Raw genomic sequence first — 17,719 nt, 5'->3', positions numbered from 1 at the left:
TCCACCTATGGTTACTTCATTCTATGGCAGTCTCCACTTCTTCAGCACCCACCACTTTTCAGCAGGAACTCACTGCTACGGCGCAGCACTTAGCTTCCGTACTGCCCCCGGCCGCCGCCCAAACTATTGATGGCGGCATCACGACCGTCGCAACTTCGGGCTTGGCCAGCCGCGCATTGCAGGCGGGCCAAGTGGCCCCCGGCTTCACGCTGCCCAGCGCTACTAATGAGCCGGTTGCGCTCGCTCAGCTCTTGCAGCAAGGCCCGGTGGTGCTGGTATTTTACCGCGGCAACTGGTGCCCCTACTGCAACGTGCAGCTGCGGGCCTACCAGCAACTGCTGCCCGAACTGGCGCAGCACGGCGCCACCCTTGTGGCCGTATCGCCCCAAACGCCCGACCTTACCAGCCTCACCGCCAGCGAAAAGTCGCTGACCTTTCTGGTACTAAGCGATGTAGGCAACGTAGTGGCTCGGCAGTATGGCCTGGCGTATAAAGTAGGCGCCGAAGTGGCCGATACCTTGCGCAGCGTAGGCATTGACTTGGCTGCTCACAATGGTACTGCCGATGACGAGCTGCCGCTCACGGCCACCTTTATCATTGGCACCGATGGCCTTGTTAAGTGGTCGTGGGCCGAGGCTAACTTCAAGCACCGCGCCGACCCGGCCGAAATTCTGGATGCGCTGGCGCAGGCTACCGCACCCCAAACCGCCTAACCAGGCGGGTATTTTTAGTAATCTTTAGTCTTCATTTCTTCCTTCCCATGGCCACCCCCAACCTGCATTTCGAAACCCTTCAACTACACGCCGGGCAGCAGCCCGACCCCACCACCGGCTCGCGCGCGGTGCCCATTTACCAGACGACGAGCTACGTATTCAAAAACGCGGAGCACGGCGCTAATTTGTTTGCCCTCAAGGAGTTTGGTAACATTTACACACGCCTGATGAACCCAACCACCGACGTGTTTGAGCAGCGCATTGCGGCGCTCGAAGGCGGCGTAGCGGCCGTGGCCGTGGGCTCGGGCCAGGCGGCGCAGTTCATTGCGCTGAATAACATCCTGAAGCAGGGCGATAATATCGTGTCGAGCTCCTACCTCTACGGCGGCACTTACAACCAGTTCAAGGTGGCTTTTAAGCGCCTAGGTATCGAGGCGCGCTTTGCGCAGGGCGATGACGCCGACAGCATCGAGGCGCTGATTGACGATAACACGCGCGCCATTTACCTCGAAACCATCGGCAACCCGAGCTTCAGCGTGCCTGATTTTGAGCGTATTGCGGCCGTGGCCCGGAAGCATGACCTGCCGCTGGTAGTAGACAATACCTTCGGCGCGGGCGGCTACTTGTTTCAGCCCCTGCTGCACGGCGCCAACATCGTGGTGGAGTCGGCCACCAAGTGGATTGGCGGCCACGGCACCAGCGTGGGCGGCGTAATTGTGGACGGCGGCACCTACGACTTCGGCAACGGCAAGTACCCGCAGTTTACCGAGCCCAGCGAAGGCTATCACGGCCTGGTTTTCAACGACGTATTCGGCAAAAACGGGCCGTTTGGTAACATTGCCTTCGCCATTCGGGCCCGCGTGGAAGGTCTGCGCGACTTTGGGCCCGCCATCAGCCCCTTCAACTCTTTCCTGCTGCTGCAAGGCCTCGAAACCCTGAGCCTGCGCGTGGAGCGCACCGTCGAAAACGCCCTCAAAGTAGCCCAGTGGCTGGAGCAGCGCCCCGAGGTGGCCCACGTCAACTACCCCGGCCTGGCCAGCAGCCCGCACCACCAGAATGCCGCCAAGTACCTCAAGCGCGGCTTCGGCGGCGTGCTCTCGTTTGCGCTGCACGGCAGCAAGGACACGGCCACGGCCGTAATCGACAACCTCAAGCTCATCAGCCACTTGGCTAACGTGGGCGATGCTAAAACGCTCATCATTCAGCCCTCGGCCACCACGCACCAGCAGCTCAGCGAGCAGGAGCAAATTGCGTCGGGCGTAACGCCCACGCTGCTGCGCTTGTCGGTCGGCATCGAGCACATCGACGACATTCTGGCCGACCTAGGCCAGGCCCTGGAGGCCGCCGCCAAAGGTGCGCACAAAGACGAGGCCGATGCCAGCATCCCAGACCCGCAGCCCGAGCACGTGCAGCCGCTGGAAGTGTAGTTTTTAGTGCTTAATGTTTAGTTATTAGTGTGAAATACTAAGCACTAATAATTAAACACTAAAATTGTCCTTGCGAGGAGAAACGACGAAGCAATCGCACTTAGACGAGCTGTCAAGGCCGCCTGGGGGCGGTTGCTTTGTCGTTCCTCCTCGCAAGGACAAATACGTATACCGTTTTATGAAAGAGTACCTTTTCCAACTGCCTGACCTTTTTCCGTTGGAAAGCGGCGCAACCCTGGCGGGCGCCCATGTGGCCTACCGCACCTGGGGCCAGCTCAATGCCACCCGCGACAATGTGGTGTGGGTATGCCACGCCCTCACGGCCAATGCCGACGTGCTGGACTGGTGGCCCGGACTCTTCGGGGAAGGGCATTTCTTTGACCCGGCCGACTGGTTTATCGTGTGCGCCAACATCCTGGGCTCGTGCTACGGCAGCACCTGCCCACTGGACGTAGACCCGGCCACCGGCACAGCTCGCTTCCAAGATTTTCCGTTGCTTACTATCCGCGACCTGGTGGCCGCGCACGAAGCCCTGCGGCAGGACCTAGGCCTGGCCTACGTGCACACGCTCATCGGCGGCTCGCTGGGGGGGCAGCAGGCCCTGGAGTGGGCCGCGAGCCAGCCCCAAGTATTTGGGCACCTAGTAGTTATTGCCAGTAGCGCCCGGCACTCGGCCTGGGGCATCGCCTTCAATGAGGCGCAGCGCCTAGCCATCGAGGCTGACCCTACCTACCACGAGAACGGCCCCGGCGGCGGCGATGCCGGCCTGGCCGCCGCCCGCGCCGTGGCGCTGCTCAGCTACCGCGGCTACGAGGCCTACGCCAACACTCAAACCGACCCGGACGACGACCGCCTCCGCGACTTTCGGGCCAGCAGCTACCAGCGCTACCAGGGCAATAAGCTCGTGGCCCGCTTCGATGCCTACAGCTACGTGGTGCTCACGCGCGCCATGGATTCGCACCACCTAGGGCGCGGGCGCGGCGGCGTGGCGGCGGCCCTGGCCGGCATTAGGGCGCGCACGCTGGTGCTGGGCATCACCTCCGACGTGCTGTTTCCGCTCGTGGAGCAGCGCACCCTGGCCGCGGGCATTCCCGGCGCCGGGTACGGCGAGCTCGATTCGAGCTTTGGGCACGATGGTTTTTTGCTCGAAACTGTTAAAATTACGCACGCGCTAGAGGCGTTTTACGCGGCCGCGCTGGCTGATTAGCTTGTCATTTTTGGCGGTCGTTTTTTGTTGTTGGTCATGGAGCACGTAAAAAACCAACAGCGAAAAGCGACCGACAAAAAATGACTTCAGCGGGGGTAGGCTTTCTTTGCGGGGCTATTCAACCCGTACTTATGCCGCCCATTGCGCCTCCTTTTCTCCAATCCGGCCAGCGCGTGGCGCTCGTCAGCACCGCTCGCAAAATAACTTCGTCCGAAGTGGCTTTTGCGCAGCAAACCCTCGCCGGCTGGGGGCTAGAAGTAGTGTTGGGCGAAAGCATCGGCGCCGCCAGCCACCAGTTTGCCGGCGACGATGACCTGCGCCGCCGCGATTTTCAGCGCCAGCTCGATGACCCGAGCATCCGGGCTATTTTTTGCGCCCGTGGGGGCTACGGCACCGCCCGCCTGGTTGACACCCTGGATTTTAGCCGGTTTGCTGAGGTTCCCAAGTGGGTGGCCGGCTTTTCCGACATCACGGTCCTTAACTGCCATTTGCTGCGCCTAGGTTACCAAAGTATCCACGGCGTAATGCCGGTGCTCTTTGGCCAGGAAGGCGGTGCCACCGCGGTGGCCAGCCTGCACGCCGCCTTGGTGGGCGAAGCCACCAGCTACACCGCCCCCGCGCACGCGCTCAACCGCCCGGGCACGGCCACCGGCGAGCTGGTGGGCGGCAATCTTAGCTTGCTGCACACCATCACGGGCACGGGCTCGCAGGCCAGCTTTGCAGGCCGCGTGCTGTTTTTGGAAGACCTAGACGAGTACCTCTACCACATCGACCGCATGCTGCTGCACCTGCACCGCAGCGGCCAGCTGGCCGAGCTAGCCGGCTTGGTAGTGGGTCATTTTTCGCAGATGCGCGACAATGCCGTACCCTTTGGCCAAGATGCTTACGAGATTATCAACTACTACGCGCAGCGCTACGAATTCCCGGTCGGCTACGGCTTCCCGGTGGGCCACGAGGCTGATAACCAGGCGCTGGTGGTGGGCCGCCCGGCTATGCTGGTAGTAGCGCCGGGCGGCAGCACGCTCAGTCAGTGAGACCTAGGGCCAGTAGACGAGCCCGGCGGGGCGACTACTGCTTCTTTTTCGGCCGCAGCGCCTTGGCTACCGCGCCCGCTACCAGGCCGCCCAGCGTGTACCAGGCCACCGTCATGGCCTGAGTTTGCGGAGTGCGGTTGCTGGGGGCCTCGCCCAGGCCCAGTGGGCCGGGTAGCAGCACGCCGCCCACGCCGGCCGCCGCCCCCAGCAGCAGACCGCGCCGCAGGCTGTGCTTGCCACTGCCTACCAGCGTGTAGTACAGGCCATTGCTGAGTACATCGCCGGCCATAGTAGCGGCGTAGGCCGTTGCGGCATCGGGCTGCGGCGCCTCGGCCAGCCCCAGGAGCTTGCGCAGGCCGCTCTCGCCGAGCACATCCATGCGGGGCGCGTCGTGGGGCCGCAGGTGGCGCATGGTTTCGTGCAGCAGGGTGAGGGCGACTGCGCCGGTAAAACCGGCGGCGAGGGAGGGCAAGAGTTTCATAGAATGACTACGCAGGTGAATAGCAGGAACACCTTGCTCAGACGCAGACAGCACCGCTGGGTTGCGAAAATTTGCGGTACGGTTGCGCGACTTTGGCGCGGCGTACTATCTTTGCAGCCCCAGCGGCATTTGGCAGCCGGGAAAACGCCGATTTAGCTCAGCTGGTAGAGCAGCTCATTCGTAATGAGCAGGTCGTTGGTTCGAGTCCAATAATCGGCTCCGCAAAAAAAGCTTCTCCACCGCGTGGGGAGGCTTTTTTTGCGTTTAGACCTGGCTATCGCCCCAGGTTGGCAACATCACCAACCTAGGGCCGCCTCACAACCCCTGCTCGTGGGCAAAGCGCACCAGCCCGGCTAGCCCGTGCACCCCCAGCTTCTGCATGATGTTGCGCCGGTGCGTGCCTACGGTAAGCTCGGCCAGCGACAGGCGGGCGGCAATTTCGCGGGTTGACAGCCCCTCGCGGATGAGCCCGATGATTTCGCGCTCGCGGGCCGAGAGCTGGCGCAGGCGCAGCAGGTCGTCGGCCGTTTGCGAGGCTGGTGCGGCGGCGCTGCCGGCCCGCCCCGGCAGCCGCCGGGCCGGAAACACGAGCTGGCCGGCGTGCACCGCCCGAATGGCATCGAGCAAGGTGCTGGCCTCGGCCGATTTATTGATGAAGCCGTGCGCCCCCGCCTCCTTCACCTGCGCCAGTAAGGCCGGCGACACGGCGCTGCTAAACACCAGCACCCGCAGCGCGGGCCAGGCACGGCGCAGGTGGGGCAGCAGGCTCAGGCCATCGTGCGGGGGCGGCAGGTGCAGGTCGAGCAGCAGCAGGTCGGGGGCTAGCCCACGGGTATTTTCGAGCAAGTGCAGCAGCTCGTGGCCGCTGGCGCACAGCCCCACTATCTCTAGGTCGGGTTCCTGACCAAACAGCGCGGCCAGCCCCCGGGTCAGCGCGGGGTGGTCATCGACGAGCAACAGGCGGCAGCTAGACATAGGCGAGGCAGAAACAGCAGCAGAGTACCCTGAACAACAGATTATTTATAAAAACCAGCTACACGGGCAGCTCAACCTCGATGCGGGTGCCCTGGCCGAGCTGGCTCACCACCTGCACCTGCCCGCGCAGGTAGCTGGCGCGGGCCCGCACGCCCCGCAGGCCCAGCCCACCGCTCCGGGGCGGCGGGGCGGCCGGGTCAAAGCCCCGCCCATCGTCGGCTACCAGCAGGTGCAGCGCCGTGGGCCGCCGGTGCACCTCCACGCGCACCCGCTGGGCGTGGGCGTGGCGCAGCGCATTGTGCAGCAGCTCGGCCACTATGCGGTAGGCCGCCTGCTGCACGGCCAGCGGCACCTCGGCGGCGGCGGCATCGCACACATATTCGATGTGCAAGCCTTCATCGGCCATATTCAGGGTTTCGGTGAGCAAGGCCACGGCGGCGGGCAGGGGGGGCTGCTCGCCGGTGGTGGGGCTGGGCAGCAGCACCTGGCTGAGAGCGCGCACATCGCGCCGCAGCTGGCGCAGCAGGGCTTCGGTTTGGGCGTGGGCTTCGGCCAGCAGCGGCGGGGCCTGGGCCAGGGCCTGGCGCACCAGCCGGCCCTGCCAGGCCAGGTGCAGCGCCGTGAGGCCGGGGGCCAGGGCGTCGTGCAGCTCACGGGCCAGGGCTTCGCGCTCCTCGTCCTGCGCCGCAATGAGGCGGCGGCTGGCGGCTTCGTGCTCGCGCAGGCGGCGCAGGCGCTGGTCGGCGGCCTGGCGCAGCGCCCGGTGAAAGCGCCCCGTCAGCAGCGCACTCAGCAGTATCAGCTCAGCTACCAGGCACCAAGCCAAGGAGTTGGGCTTAATAAACTCGATATAGACCGCCCCCGAGTAGTTTAGCAGCAGCTCGGCCGTGCCCCACCCAAACAGCAAGTAAGTGGCCCCGTATAGCGCCGCCAAGCGGCGCTGGGCCGGGCGTCCCCACCACCCCACGGCCGCCAGAATGCCGCCCCCCGCCAGCAGCAGCCCCCACAGCAACCCAGTGCGCCCCAGCAGCAGCCCCGCCTGCCCGGCCGGCGCCAAAGGCGCGGCCCACCGGGCCACCGCCCAGCACGCCACCGCACACACAATGGCCCCGTTACTGAGCCACCGGCTAAGCAGGTGCAGCCGAGGCCAGCTCTGGCGCAGGCGCACAAACAGCGCCATAATGCGCAGCCCACACGCCTGAGCCAGCAGTAGCAGGCTAAACTGCCCCAGCTGCCAGCCCACGGTGTACACTGCCTGCGGCAGCAGCACGGCGTCCAGGTTTTCTTCCATCAACAAAAACCACGTGATGCTCAGCACGTAGCCTCCGTACCAGAGCAAAATACGGTCGCGCAGAAAGAGGTAGAGGATGAGATTGACCAAGACGCTCCCTAGGTACAGCCCGAGCAGCCAGTTCCAGTACGTGAAACCCAGGTAATTTTGCTCATAGCGCAGAAAACCCTCCGTGGTGGTGACGTCAGTAAACAGCAGCCAATTGGCGCACCGGCTTTCGACGCGCAGGTAGTACACGGCCCGCTGCCCGGCGCCCAGCCAGAACGGCAAGCACAGCGGCCGCGCCGGAAACGGCCGCACGGCGGCCACCGCCCAGCTGCTGGCAGCGGCCACGCGGTGCAGCGGCCCGCGCCCGTCCGGCTGCACGTAGAGCGTGGCGCTATCCACGAACGAATAGATATTCCACAGAAAATGAGTGCGCTGCGGAATGGTATTGAGGGCCGCCACGCGCAGCCACAGCCGGCCGGGCTGGTAGCCGGCTTGCAGCAGGTCTTGCCGGGATAGGCGCCGAAAGCGGCCCGCCGCCCACAGGCTGGCCGCCCGCCCGGCCGTAGCGGGCTGGCGGCACTCATCAAAACAGTAGCTAAAAAACCGGGCCGCCGGGTCGTACTCGGCGTAGCTTAGGTGCAGGGTGTCGGGTAGTGCCTGGGCCGCGGCGGTCGGCACCCATCCGCCACCCGCAAGCAGCAGCCACCCCAACAGCAACAGATAGCGCATGGCACAATCTCCTAAGTCACGAAATCCGCGCGCAAAATACCTGTTAAATTCATACAATCATCTATCTCCTAATTAGTATTACTGTTAAGCGCTACACTAGCCGCTGGCTCGGCACCTAAACTACTGCACCAACCGCCCGACCCACTTAACTACCTAGATCACCATTGATTAAGCGACTCCCGCAGCCTGGCGGGCGCCCCACTGCCCTGTTATCCCTAGGTCGCGGCGGCCCGGCTGGCTTTTCGAAAGGGTCGCTAAGCGGCACCTGGCCTAACCTCAGCGGGCTGGGTACGTACAATCTGACTTAGCATGTCAGCAGCCTCTTCTTCCAAACTCTCGCTCTACGGTGGCATTGCGGCCAACGTAGCCATCGCCGTCAGCAAATTTGTGGCGGCCTACATCACTGGCTCGTCGGCCATGCTCTCCGAGGGCATTCACTCGCTAGTCGACACCGGCAACGGCGGCCTGCTGCTCTACGGCATGAGCCGCAGCCAGCGCCCCGCCGATGCCAAGCACCCTTTTGGGCACGGCAAAGAGCTGTATTTCTGGGCGTTGATAGTGGCAGTGCTCATCTTCGCCATCGGCGGTGGCATGTCGTTTTACGAAGGCATTAAGCACCTAGAGCACCCCGAGCCACTCACCGACCCCAAGTGGAACTACCTCGTGCTCGGCATCTCGGTGGTTTTTGAAGGAGCGGCGTCGTGGCTGGCCATCCGGGCGCTGCTCGAAAAGCAGGCGGCCGGCAGCAGCTTCTGGCAAACGCTACGCACCAGCCGCGACCCAGCAGTTTTCGCCTCGGTGCTGGAGAACTTAGCCGCCGTGGCGGGTCTATTGATTGCACTATTAGGTGTATATTTTGGGCATTTACTGAATAATCCGCTTTTCGACGGTGGAGCTTCCATCATCATTGGCCTGCTATTGATGGGCGTGGCCGTGCTACTGGTATCGCGCACCAAAGACTTGCTGACGGGCGAAGGCGTGAACGACGCTACCGTACAGCAGGTGCAAGAGCTGGCTCGCCAGACGCCCGGCGTGTCGCAGGTGCGCCCGCCGCTCACCATGTACCTCGCCCCCGACGATGTAATGCTGGCCCTCGACGTAGATTTTGACGACCACTTGACAGCTATCCAGGTGGAGCAGGCCGTGGAGGCCGTGCAGACGAGCATCCGGGGGGCGTACCCTGAGTTTAAACGCATTTTTATTGAAGCTAAGTCGCTGGCTAACCGCGCCTAGCTTCTTCGTTCTTCGTTGTTTGCCGTTCGATTTTCGTCCGACAAAAATTGGCTTACTCTGAAAGCGGCCAACGGAAAACGAACACCAAAAACGAAAAACGAACACCCATGACATTTCCCTTGACCGACAGCCCTTTCCAATCGTTTTGGTGGGGCGGTTACGAGTGCACCGACCAGCTGAATGCCTTTGGCAACCGCGTCGATTTCCTGCCCCTCACCGGCCACTTGCAGCTTCTGGATGAGGATTACACCGACCTAGGGCAGTTCAACGTGAAGACCGTGCGCGAAGGCATCCGCTGGGCGCACATCGAGAAAACGCCATACCACTACGATTGGAGCACCGTGAAAACGATGCTCGACGCTGGGCAGCGCCACGGCATCCAGCAGGTGTGGGACATGTGCCACTTCGGCTTTCCGGACGACCTGACGCCGCTGCATCCCATGTTTGCGCGGCGCTTTGCGGCATTGTGCCGGGCCTTTGTGGACTTCTACCGCTCGGTGCGGCCCGAGGGCGTACTCATCGTGACGCCCATCAACGAGGTGAGCTTTCTGAGCTGGGCCGGCGGCGAGGTACGCGCCACCTCGCCCTACGGCGTGCGCCTAGGGTGGGAAGTGAAGTACGCGCTGATGCGCGCCTACATTGAGGGCGTGGTGGCCCTGCGCGAGGCCGACCCCAGCATCCGCATCCTTACCACCGAGCCGCTGGTGAACGTGGTGGCCCCGCACAACGCCTCGCCGCAGCAAAAGCGCGAAGCCAAGCAGCACCACGAGTGGCAGTACCAGGCCACCGACATGCTGGCGGGCCGCGTGAGCCCCGAGCTAGGTGGCCGCCCCGAGTTCATGGACATCCTCGGCTTCAACTACTACTACGACAACCAGTGGGAAGTAGGCTCGGGCCACCGCCTGGGCTGGAACGACCCGCACCCCGACTCGCGCTGGCGCAACCTGCGCGAATTGCTCAAAGAAGGGCACCACCGCTACGGCCGCCCCGTGGCTCTCACCGAAACCAGCCACCCCGGCGCCGACCGCCCGCTGTGGCTCAAGATGATAGGCCGCGAGTGCGCGGCGGCTTTGCAACAGGGCGTGCCGCTGCTGGGCGTGTGCCTCTACCCCATCGTGGACCGGCCCGATTGGGATTTCCTCGACAACTGGCACCACTCAGGCATGTGGGACGCCGCCCTGCGCCCCGACGGCCCGCCCCAGCGCGTGCTGCACCAGCCCAGCGCCGAAGGCCTGCTCGAAGCCCAGGCGATGGTATCAGCTGTGCTCGACCGCAAGCCCGCGCTGGCGCTGAGCTAAGGAAGGATAGCATAAGGAGTAGGTGAGTAAATTAGGGGCTTGGCAGGACGTTCTACCTAGTAGAATTACCTAGCTTAGCCGCTACTTTACTCACCTATTCCGTTACTATTCTACCACATGCAAGCCTTAGCCTACCTCTATTCGCCCCTCGGTATGCTGGCGCTCAGCGCCTCCGACGCGGGCTTGCACGCGGTGCACTTTCTCGACCGCGAGACGCCTCCCCCTACCATGCCCGCCGACCTGGCCGCCTGTCTGCAAGAGCCTTACCGGCAACTCAAGGCTTACTTTGAGGGCGAGCTACGTGAGTTTAATCTCGCGTGCGCGCCGCTCACGGGCACCGATTTTCAGCGGCAGGTGTGGGCCGCCCTCGGCAGCGTGGCGCACGGGCGCACGGCCTCGTACCTCGACATTGCCAAGCAGCTAAACAACCCTAAATCGGTGCGGGCGGTGGGCGCGGCCAATGGCCAGAACCCGCTCCCCATCGTGTGGCCCTGCCACCGCATTGTGGGGGCCAGCGGCGCACTCACGGGCTACGCGGGCGGGCTGGTGCGCAAACAGTGGCTGCTGGCGTTTGAGCAGCCCGCGCAGCAGGGCAGCCTTTTTTCCTGAGCAAGTTGTACTTTGCGGGCCTCACTAATCCCGTAATCACTACTTGCTTATGCAAAACTACCCGTTACTGCTCGCGGCGCTGCTGGTGGCTGGCCAGGCCGGCGCCCAGGCCGTGGTCACCAGCAAAACGTTGCCCTACCCTCAGACCCGGAAGGTCGATACTACCACGACTTACTTCGGCACGAAGGTGGCCGACCCCTACCGCTGGCTCGAAAACGACCAGGCCACCGACACCAAGGCCTGGGTGCAGGAAGAAAATAAGGTGACCCAGGACTACCTAGGGAAGATTCCGTACCGCGAGGCCATTCGCCAGCGCCTCACCAAGCTCTGGAACTACGAGAAGTACTCGGCCCCTACCAAGGAGGGCAAGTACACGTATTTCTCCAAGAATACCGGCCTGCAAAGCCAGTACGTTATGTATCGGCAGCTCGGCACCGGCGCGCCGGAGGTGTTTCTCGACCCCAATACTTTCTCGAAAGACGGCACGACCTCGCTGGCGGGCATCAACTTTACCCAGGATGGCAGCCTGGCGGCCTACCAGATTTCGGAGGGCGGCTCCGACTGGCGCAAGGTGATTGTAATTAAGGCCAACGACAAGTCCATTGTGGGCGACACGCTCAAGAACGTGAAATTTTCGGGCCTGGCCTGGAAGGGCAACCAGGGCTTTTACTACAGCAGCTACGACAAGCCCGCCGCGGGCAGCCAGTTGGCTGGCAAAACCCAAATTCACAAGCTCTACTACCACCAGCTAGGCACGCCCCAGAGCACCGATAAGCTCATTTTTGGCGGCGAAAAAGACCCCAACCGCTACATCGGCGCCAACGTGACGGAGGATGAGCGCTACCTCATTATCTCGGCGGCCAACACCACTACTGGCAACAAGCTGTATTTGCAGGACCTAGGGAAGCCCGGCAGCCCCATCGTTAATATAGTACCCGACGAGAAAAGCATCAGCCAGGTGGTTGATAACGTGGGCAGCAAGCTCTACCTTCAAACCAACTACCAGGCGCCCAACCACCGGCTCGTGACCGTGGACGCCGCCGCGCCCACGCAGGCCAACTGGAAAGACCTCATTCCGGAAACTAAGAACGTGCTGGACGTCAGCACTGTGGGCAGCCACATTTTTGCCACCTACCTCAAAGATGCCACTTCGCTGGTGGAGGAATACGACATGGTTGGCAAGAAGCTGCGCACCATCGCGCTGCCGGGCGTGGGCTCGGCGGGCGGCTTTGGCGGCAAAAAGCTCGATAAGGAGACGTACTACACGTTTACGTCGTACGTCTACCCGCCCACCATTTTTAAGTACAATCTGGCCACCGGCACCTCCACGGTCTATAAGAAGGCGGGCGTGCAGTTCGACCCCAGCAAGTACGAGTCGAAGCAGGTGTTCTACAATTCCAAGGACGGCACCCGCGTGCCCATGCTCATTACCTACAAGAAAGGCATGGTGCTGAACGGCAAAAACCCTACCCTGCTCTACGCCTACGGCGGCTTCAATGCCAGCATAACGCCGGGCTTCAGCACCAGCAACATCATCTTGCTCGAAAACGGCGGCATCTACGCCGTGCCCAACCTGCGCGGCGGCGGCGAGTACGGCGAAAAGTGGCACCTCGCCGGCACCAAGCTGCAAAAGCAAAACGTATTCGACGACTTCATTGCCGCCGCTGAGTACCTCAAAACCAATAAGTACACCGACACCGACCACCTCGCCATCTCGGGCGGCTCGAACGGCGGCCTGCTGGTGGGCGCCACCATGGCCCAGCGCCCCGACCTCTGCAAAGTCGCCTTCCCGGCAGTGGGCGTGATGGACATGCTGCGCTACAACCAGTTTACGGCCGGCGCGGGCTGGGCCTACGACTACGGCACGGCCCAGGACTCGCCCGAGATGTTCAACTACCTCTACAAATACTCGCCCTACCACGCCCTCAAGCCGGCCGCCTACCCCGCCACGCTCATCACCACCGCCGACCACGACGACCGCGTAGTGCCGGCGCACTCCTTTAAATTCGCCTCGCGCTTGCAGGAAAGCCAGCAGGGCACGGCGCCGGTACTCATCCGCATCGAGACAAAGGCCGGCCACGGCGCCGGCCGCAGCACCGCCCAGGTCATCAGCGAGCAGACGGATAAGTGGGCCTTCATGTTCGAGAACATGGGCGTGAAGTATCCAGCGGCACAGTAACAATACTGAATAGGATAGTTGTAGGAAAGGGCGCTTCGGGCTAGAAACTAGCTCGAAGTGCCCTTTACTTTTAGGCCATGAAATATTTGGTAGGCAGCCTGCTTTGCGCGGGCCTAGGGGTGGGCGAAGCTGCCGCGCAGCAAGTGGTACCACCGCTGAAAAAGGAATTTCTCGACTCTACCTGGCATGTGCTGCCCTCGGCAACCGGGGCCAGGTACCGCCGCGAAACCGAGTGGCGCGACAGCACCGCTGGCACCATCCGCGACTACTTTCTGAGCAACGACCAGCTGCAGAGCCGCGAAGAATTTGGGCACATTCGCAAGCGCACGTACCACGGCATAAGCGAATACTTCGACAAAAGCGGCCACCTGCTCGCGCACGCCGAGTACGCCAACAGCCAGCGCGCGGGCGAGCTGCGCCGATATTACCCTAGCGGCCAGCTCAAGCGCCGCGAGCGCTACGCGGCCGACAAGCGCAGCAGTGGCGAATGCTTCGCGGCCGATGGCAAACCGGTTCCCTTCTTCGAGTTTGAAGTGATGCCGCGCTACCCGGAAGGCGACGGCAGCCCACAAGCCATCGTGGCCGCCATTGCGCGCAACTTTCGCTACCCTAAGGATGCTAGGCGCCAACGCGTTGAGGGCCGCGTGCTGGTTTCTTTCAACGTGCTGAAGGATGGTACCGTAGCCGATGTCGAGGTCAAAAAGCCGTTCTTCCCTTCTATCGATGCGGAGGCTATCCAGGCCGTGTACAAGCTCAAGCGCTTTGCACCCGGCACGCAGGACGGTGACCCCGTTAAGGTCAGTTTTACGGCCCCTATCAGCCTGAAACTGCAATAAGAGCGCTACTACGCCACTGTTACGCGCTGACCGCCGTTATGCGCTGCGCGTAACGGCAGGCCGATGAGTGGGGCAAGTCGCCGGACTCGCAAAATGGGTTGCACGCCTCTCATTACCCAATTCACGAGTCTGGAGACTCGCAGCCACTGGTTGGTCTACCGTTACGCGCTGCGCGCTAAACGGCGGCCAGCGCACAGCGCTGAGCGCAATAGGAGTTGCTTATTGCGCCAGCCGCCGCCGAAATTTTTCGCTGCCCTCCTTGATGCTCGGGTAGGTTTCGCCGCCCCTGACCTAGGGCGGCGTTTTTTGTGCACCTAGGGGGACTAATGGCCCGGGTGGTAGCAAAGGCACAGAAGCAATAAGTAGAGAGCTGCTACCCGGCGGCATTGCTGGCTTAGCACCTGACCCTGTTCACTCAACGGCTGATACTATATTGTTTTCAGCGTATACTTGACCGCAAATAGTCCTACTTACTTCTTACGCGCTAGCTATGCCCAAACTATTACTCTTGCTGGCATTGCTGGCCGGCCCCTGGGTAGGGCGGGCGCAGGCGCCGGACCCGCGGCCGCGGGTGGGCCTCACGCTGAGCGGCGGCGGCGCCCGCGGGCTGGCCCACATCGGCCTGCTCAAGGCGCTTGACTCGGCCGGCGTGCGGGTCGATTATGTCACGGGCACGAGCATGGGCGCGGTGGTGGGCTCGCTGTACGCGGCCGGCTACTCGGGCCGCGAGATTGAGGCCGTGGGCCGCAGCCTCGACTGGGACGCGCTGCTCACCAACGCCGCGCAGCTCACCACCATCACGCTGCCGGGCAAGGACGACTTCGGCCACTACCTGCTGGAGCTGCCGGTCGTCAACGGCCGGTTTCAGTTTCCGAACGGCGTGATTGAGTCGGAAGAACTGTGGCTAAAGCTCAGCGAGCTACTATTTCCGTATTACCGCATCAAGGACTTTTCGCGGTTTCAGCGCGGCTTCCGGTGCGTGGCCACCGACGTTATTTCGGGCGAGCCGGAGGTACTGCGCACCGGCGAGATTGTGGCGGCCATTCGGGCTAGCATGGCCATTCCGTCGGTGTTTACGCCGGTGCAGTACCAAGGCCACCGGCTGGTCGATGGCGGGGTGGTGCGCAACTTCCCGGTGTCGGAGGTGCGGGCGATGGGCGCGCAGGTGGTCATCGGCAGCAACGTGTCGGCCGGAGCCTACACCGAGGAGAAGCTACGCAGCCCCGTGGACGTGCTGCTGCAAATTTCCTCCTTCAAGGACAACGCGGATTTTAAGGACCAAAAGGCGCTCTGCAACGTGTTTGTAGACTATCCGCTGGGCGATTATTCCAGCGGCAGCTTCTCGGCCGCCGACCCTATTATTGCGATTGGCTTGCAGCGGGGCCGCGCCGAGTTGCCGCGCCTGCTGGCCCTGCGCGACTCGCTGGATAAAATTTACGGTTCCGCGCCGGCCCTACCTCCCACCCCGCGCGCCGATTCGGTGTACCTCACCGGCTACGGCGTGCGCGGGCTGGCCCCGGCCGATGAGGCGCTGCTGCGGCGGCAGCTGCACTTGCAGCCGGGCCGCTACTACACCGCCCCGCAACTGTCGGCGGCCATCCGCAACGCGTTTGGTACGCGGGCGTTTCGCAAAATCACCTATACCCTGCTGCCCGCGCCCGACTCGGTGGCGGCGGCCCGCCTGGTGCTCGATGTGGAGCGCGCGCCCGCCACCCGCGTGGGCCTGGGCCTAGGGTATAACTCGCTCACGGGCATTGGGTTGGTGGGCAGCATCACGTGGCAAGACAAGCTGCTGCCGGCCTCCACCAGCCAGGTGGCGCTCAACGTGGGCGAGAGCCCGCGCCTGCGCCTCAAGCACGTGCAGTATCTCACGGCGCGCCAGAATGTGGTGGCGCGCCTGCTGGCCCAGGCCGAGCAGGTGGGCGTCACAACCTACAGCCCCAGCTTCGTGAAGGCCGGCCTCTACACCCAGCGCTACGTGCTGGCCAATGCGCAGCTGTTTCGGCTGCTGGGCCGTAACCAAGGGGTGGGGCTGGGCACACGCTACGAGTACGGCCGCTTCCGGCCCGAAATCACGGCGCGGCTCCAGCTCAACGGCAGTATCCACTTGCTGAACAGCTACTTATTCTACGAAGAAAACACCCTGAACGCCGTGGCCTACCCCACCCACGGCCGCCGCATCGACGCCGAACTTGGGGTGGTGTATGCCCAGCGGCCCAGCTTTCAGGTGCTGAGCGATACCACCGTTATCGGCACTGAGCAGTCGCCGGGCTTCTCGTCGCGGCCCTACGGCCACGCGCGCCTCAACCTAGAGCAGTACCTGCCCCTGAGCCGGCGGGCCACGCTGCTGACCCAGGTGCAGGCCGGCATCAACTGGAATTACCACCAGGCCATTGCCAACGATTTTGTGGTGGGCGGCCTTAGCAGCGTGCTGCGCAACCAGCTCACCTTCGCGGGCTTACCCGAAACCGGCATCTACACGGGCAGCGCCGTGGCCGCGCTGCTGGGCTACCAGTACGCCATCGGCCACAGCGTTTTCCTCACCGGCAAGGCCAACGCGCTCTACTACGATTTCATCACCAACCGCGCCCGGCCCCAACCGGCGCGGCTAGCATACGGCGGCGCCCTCACGCTGGGTATCAACTCGTTGCTGGGGCCTATCGACATCAGCCTAATGTATTCGGGCGTGTCGAAGAAAGTGCTGCCTTACTTCAATATCGGCTTTCCATTTGGCTATCGCTAAGAGCAGGAAGCTTGAGCGAGAGAAGCCCTAGGTAAGCAAATTCAAAAAAGCGCCGGTAGTCTGTAACGAATGAAGCGGGGGCGGGTATTCTCCTCATCAACACCTCCGAAGAACCAACCATTCACTACCTTATTTCCCTGTTTATGAAATTGTTCGTACTGAGCGCGCTGCTGCTGAGCGGGCTAGCCGCCACCGCCCAAACCGCACCCACCTTCACCTCAACCTGCCAGGAACGCAACGATAATCGCCAGAAGCTCTTCTGCGAAACCCGCGACCTCACCCTGCCCGCCCCGGCCGGGCAGCCCCTCACCATTGATGCCAGCACCAACGGCAGCATCAACGTAAAGGCGTGGGATGGCCCCGATGTGCGCGTGCGGGCCCGGGTCACCGCGTGGGCCGATACTGAGGCCGAAGCCAAGGCGCACGCCGCGGCCATTCGCATTGGCACCGCGGGCAATAAGCTTTCCGCCACAATATCGGATGGGGAAGGGCGCGCCGCCGTCAGCTACGAAGTGTTTGTGCCCCGCCGCACGGCACTGGCCCTCACCACCCAAAACGGCAGCATTCACCTCGTGGGCGTGCAGTCGGCCATCACCTTCAGCGCCCAAAACGGCAGCGTGTCGCTCGCCGACCTAGGTGGCCAAGTAACGGGCAAGGCCATCAACGGCAGCCTGTCCATCCGGCTCAGTGGCAGCCAGTGGCAGGGCAGCGGTCTTGATGTGGAGACCGTGAATGGCAGCATTAAATGGGAGTTACCGGCCGACTATTCGGCCCAGCTCTCGACCAGCACCACCAACGGTAGCCTGAAGACTACTCTACCCCAGAGTGACCCTAAGAGCCATAAACACGAAGTGAAAGCCGTGCTGGGCAAAGGCGGGCCATCTATAAAGGCCGTCACCACCAACGGCAGCGTGGTCGTTAGGCAGGGCTAGGAAGCTATTCGAACTGGCATAAACCGACTGTCCTTGCGAGCGCT

14 protein-coding genes and 1 tRNA gene are annotated in these 17,719 nt (G+C 62.9%); 12 read left to right on the top strand and 3 right to left on the bottom strand.

Features of this window, described 5'->3' with window-relative positions; translation table 11 throughout:
- Positions 1-23 precede the first annotated feature (23 nt).
- From ACFSDX_RS02055 to ACFSDX_RS02040, 4 genes are all read left to right on the top strand, one after another.
- The gene (locus ACFSDX_RS02055; protein ID WP_382311534.1) at positions 24-713 is read left to right on the top strand and encodes a peroxiredoxin-like family protein; all 690 of its coding nucleotides are present in this window, start codon (positions 24-26) and stop codon (positions 711-713) included.
- A 47-nt stretch (positions 714-760) separates the two neighbouring features.
- Entirely contained in the window at positions 761-2,140 is a 1,380-nt protein-coding gene (locus ACFSDX_RS02050) for an O-acetylhomoserine aminocarboxypropyltransferase/cysteine synthase family protein (RefSeq protein ID WP_382311533.1), read from the top strand.
- 178 nt (positions 2,141-2,318) lie between these two features.
- Positions 2,319-3,347, top strand: a complete 1,029-nt coding sequence (locus ACFSDX_RS02045) for a homoserine O-acetyltransferase family protein (RefSeq protein WP_382311532.1) — start codon at positions 2,319-2,321, stop codon at positions 3,345-3,347.
- A gap of 131 nt (positions 3,348-3,478) precedes the next feature.
- The gene (locus tag ACFSDX_RS02040; RefSeq protein ID WP_382311531.1) at positions 3,479-4,381 is read left to right on the top strand and encodes a S66 peptidase family protein; all 903 of its coding nucleotides are present in this window, start codon (positions 3,479-3,481) and stop codon (positions 4,379-4,381) included.
- Positions 4,382-4,415: 34 nt separating this feature from the next.
- Here ACFSDX_RS02040 and ACFSDX_RS02035 read toward each other — a convergent pair whose 3' ends face one another.
- Positions 4,416-4,862 (bottom strand): hypothetical protein, encoded by a 447-nt coding sequence (locus ACFSDX_RS02035; RefSeq protein ID WP_382311530.1) that lies wholly within the window; start codon positions 4,860-4,862, stop codon positions 4,416-4,418.
- Between the two features lie 146 nt (positions 4,863-5,008).
- Between ACFSDX_RS02035 and ACFSDX_RS02030 the strand changes: the two genes are divergently transcribed.
- Positions 5,009-5,081, top strand: a tRNA-Thr gene (locus ACFSDX_RS02030).
- Between the two features lie 96 nt (positions 5,082-5,177).
- On the opposite strand, the gene ACFSDX_RS02025 is transcribed toward ACFSDX_RS02030, so the two are convergent.
- Complete coding sequence (locus ACFSDX_RS02025; RefSeq protein WP_382311529.1) at positions 5,178-5,837, bottom strand: response regulator; 660 nt, start codon at positions 5,835-5,837, stop codon at positions 5,178-5,180.
- A 58-nt stretch (positions 5,838-5,895) separates the two neighbouring features.
- Entirely contained in the window at positions 5,896-7,845 is a 1,950-nt protein-coding gene (locus tag ACFSDX_RS02020) for a sensor histidine kinase (protein ID WP_382311528.1), read from the bottom strand.
- Between the two features lie 309 nt (positions 7,846-8,154).
- Here ACFSDX_RS02020 and ACFSDX_RS02015 point away from each other — a divergent pair, with 309 nt between their 5' ends.
- From ACFSDX_RS02015 to ACFSDX_RS01985, 7 genes are all read left to right on the top strand, one after another.
- Entirely contained in the window at positions 8,155-9,078 is a 924-nt protein-coding gene (locus ACFSDX_RS02015) for a cation diffusion facilitator family transporter (protein ID WP_382311527.1), read from the top strand.
- A gap of 107 nt (positions 9,079-9,185) precedes the next feature.
- Complete coding sequence (locus ACFSDX_RS02010; protein WP_382311526.1) at positions 9,186-10,376, top strand: amine oxidase; 1,191 nt, start codon at positions 9,186-9,188, stop codon at positions 10,374-10,376.
- Between the two features lie 117 nt (positions 10,377-10,493).
- Positions 10,494-10,985 (top strand): methylated-DNA--[protein]-cysteine S-methyltransferase, encoded by a 492-nt coding sequence (locus ACFSDX_RS02005; protein WP_382311525.1) that lies wholly within the window; start codon positions 10,494-10,496, stop codon positions 10,983-10,985.
- A 49-nt stretch (positions 10,986-11,034) separates the two neighbouring features.
- Positions 11,035-13,164, top strand: coding sequence for a prolyl oligopeptidase family serine peptidase (locus tag ACFSDX_RS02000; RefSeq protein ID WP_382311524.1), 2,130 nt, complete (start codon positions 11,035-11,037; stop codon positions 13,162-13,164).
- 77 nt (positions 13,165-13,241) lie between these two features.
- On the top strand, positions 13,242-14,000 hold the full coding sequence (locus ACFSDX_RS01995; RefSeq protein ID WP_382311523.1) for a TonB family protein: 759 nt from the start codon (positions 13,242-13,244) through the stop codon (positions 13,998-14,000).
- Between the two features lie 490 nt (positions 14,001-14,490).
- Positions 14,491-16,743: a patatin-like phospholipase family protein gene (locus ACFSDX_RS01990; RefSeq protein ID WP_382311522.1), complete on the top strand. Its 2,253-nt coding sequence runs from the start codon at positions 14,491-14,493 to the stop codon at positions 16,741-16,743.
- Positions 16,744-16,886: 143 nt separating this feature from the next.
- Positions 16,887-17,675 carry a DUF4097 family beta strand repeat-containing protein gene (locus ACFSDX_RS01985; protein ID WP_382311520.1) on the top strand — a complete coding sequence of 263 codons (789 nt, stop codon included), beginning with the start codon at positions 16,887-16,889 and terminating at the stop codon, positions 17,673-17,675.
- The last annotated feature ends 44 nt before the right edge of the window (positions 17,676-17,719 follow it).

It is taken from the genome of Hymenobacter bucti, from assembly GCF_042681145.1.
Lineage (GTDB): Bacteria > Bacteroidota > Bacteroidia > Cytophagales > Hymenobacteraceae > Hymenobacter > Hymenobacter bucti.
The sequence above is the reverse complement of the archived record's forward strand: the minus strand, read 5'-3'. Positions and strand labels throughout refer to the sequence as shown.

Coding starts and splice junctions, on each gene's coding strand:
- ACFSDX_RS02055 (WP_382311534.1), top strand. CDS start 24: ATGGCAGTCTCCACTTCTTCAGCACCCACCACTTTTCAGCAGGAACTC.
- ACFSDX_RS02050 (WP_382311533.1), top strand. CDS start 761: ATGGCCACCCCCAACCTGCATTTCGAAACCCTTCAACTACACGCCGGG.
- ACFSDX_RS02045 (WP_382311532.1), top strand. CDS start 2,319: ATGAAAGAGTACCTTTTCCAACTGCCTGACCTTTTTCCGTTGGAAAGC.
- ACFSDX_RS02040 (WP_382311531.1), top strand. CDS start 3,479: ATGCCGCCCATTGCGCCTCCTTTTCTCCAATCCGGCCAGCGCGTGGCG.
- ACFSDX_RS02035 (WP_382311530.1), bottom strand. CDS start 4,862: ATGAAACTCTTGCCCTCCCTCGCCGCCGGTTTTACCGGCGCAGTCGCC.
- ACFSDX_RS02025 (WP_382311529.1), bottom strand. CDS start 5,837: ATGTCTAGCTGCCGCCTGTTGCTCGTCGATGACCACCCCGCGCTGACC.
- ACFSDX_RS02020 (WP_382311528.1), bottom strand. CDS start 7,845: ATGCGCTATCTGTTGCTGTTGGGGTGGCTGCTGCTTGCGGGTGGCGGA.
- ACFSDX_RS02015 (WP_382311527.1), top strand. CDS start 8,155: ATGTCAGCAGCCTCTTCTTCCAAACTCTCGCTCTACGGTGGCATTGCG.
- ACFSDX_RS02010 (WP_382311526.1), top strand. CDS start 9,186: ATGACATTTCCCTTGACCGACAGCCCTTTCCAATCGTTTTGGTGGGGC.
- ACFSDX_RS02005 (WP_382311525.1), top strand. CDS start 10,494: ATGCAAGCCTTAGCCTACCTCTATTCGCCCCTCGGTATGCTGGCGCTC.
- ACFSDX_RS02000 (WP_382311524.1), top strand. CDS start 11,035: ATGCAAAACTACCCGTTACTGCTCGCGGCGCTGCTGGTGGCTGGCCAG.
- ACFSDX_RS01995 (WP_382311523.1), top strand. CDS start 13,242: ATGAAATATTTGGTAGGCAGCCTGCTTTGCGCGGGCCTAGGGGTGGGC.
- ACFSDX_RS01990 (WP_382311522.1), top strand. CDS start 14,491: ATGCCCAAACTATTACTCTTGCTGGCATTGCTGGCCGGCCCCTGGGTA.
- ACFSDX_RS01985 (WP_382311520.1), top strand. CDS start 16,887: ATGAAATTGTTCGTACTGAGCGCGCTGCTGCTGAGCGGGCTAGCCGCC.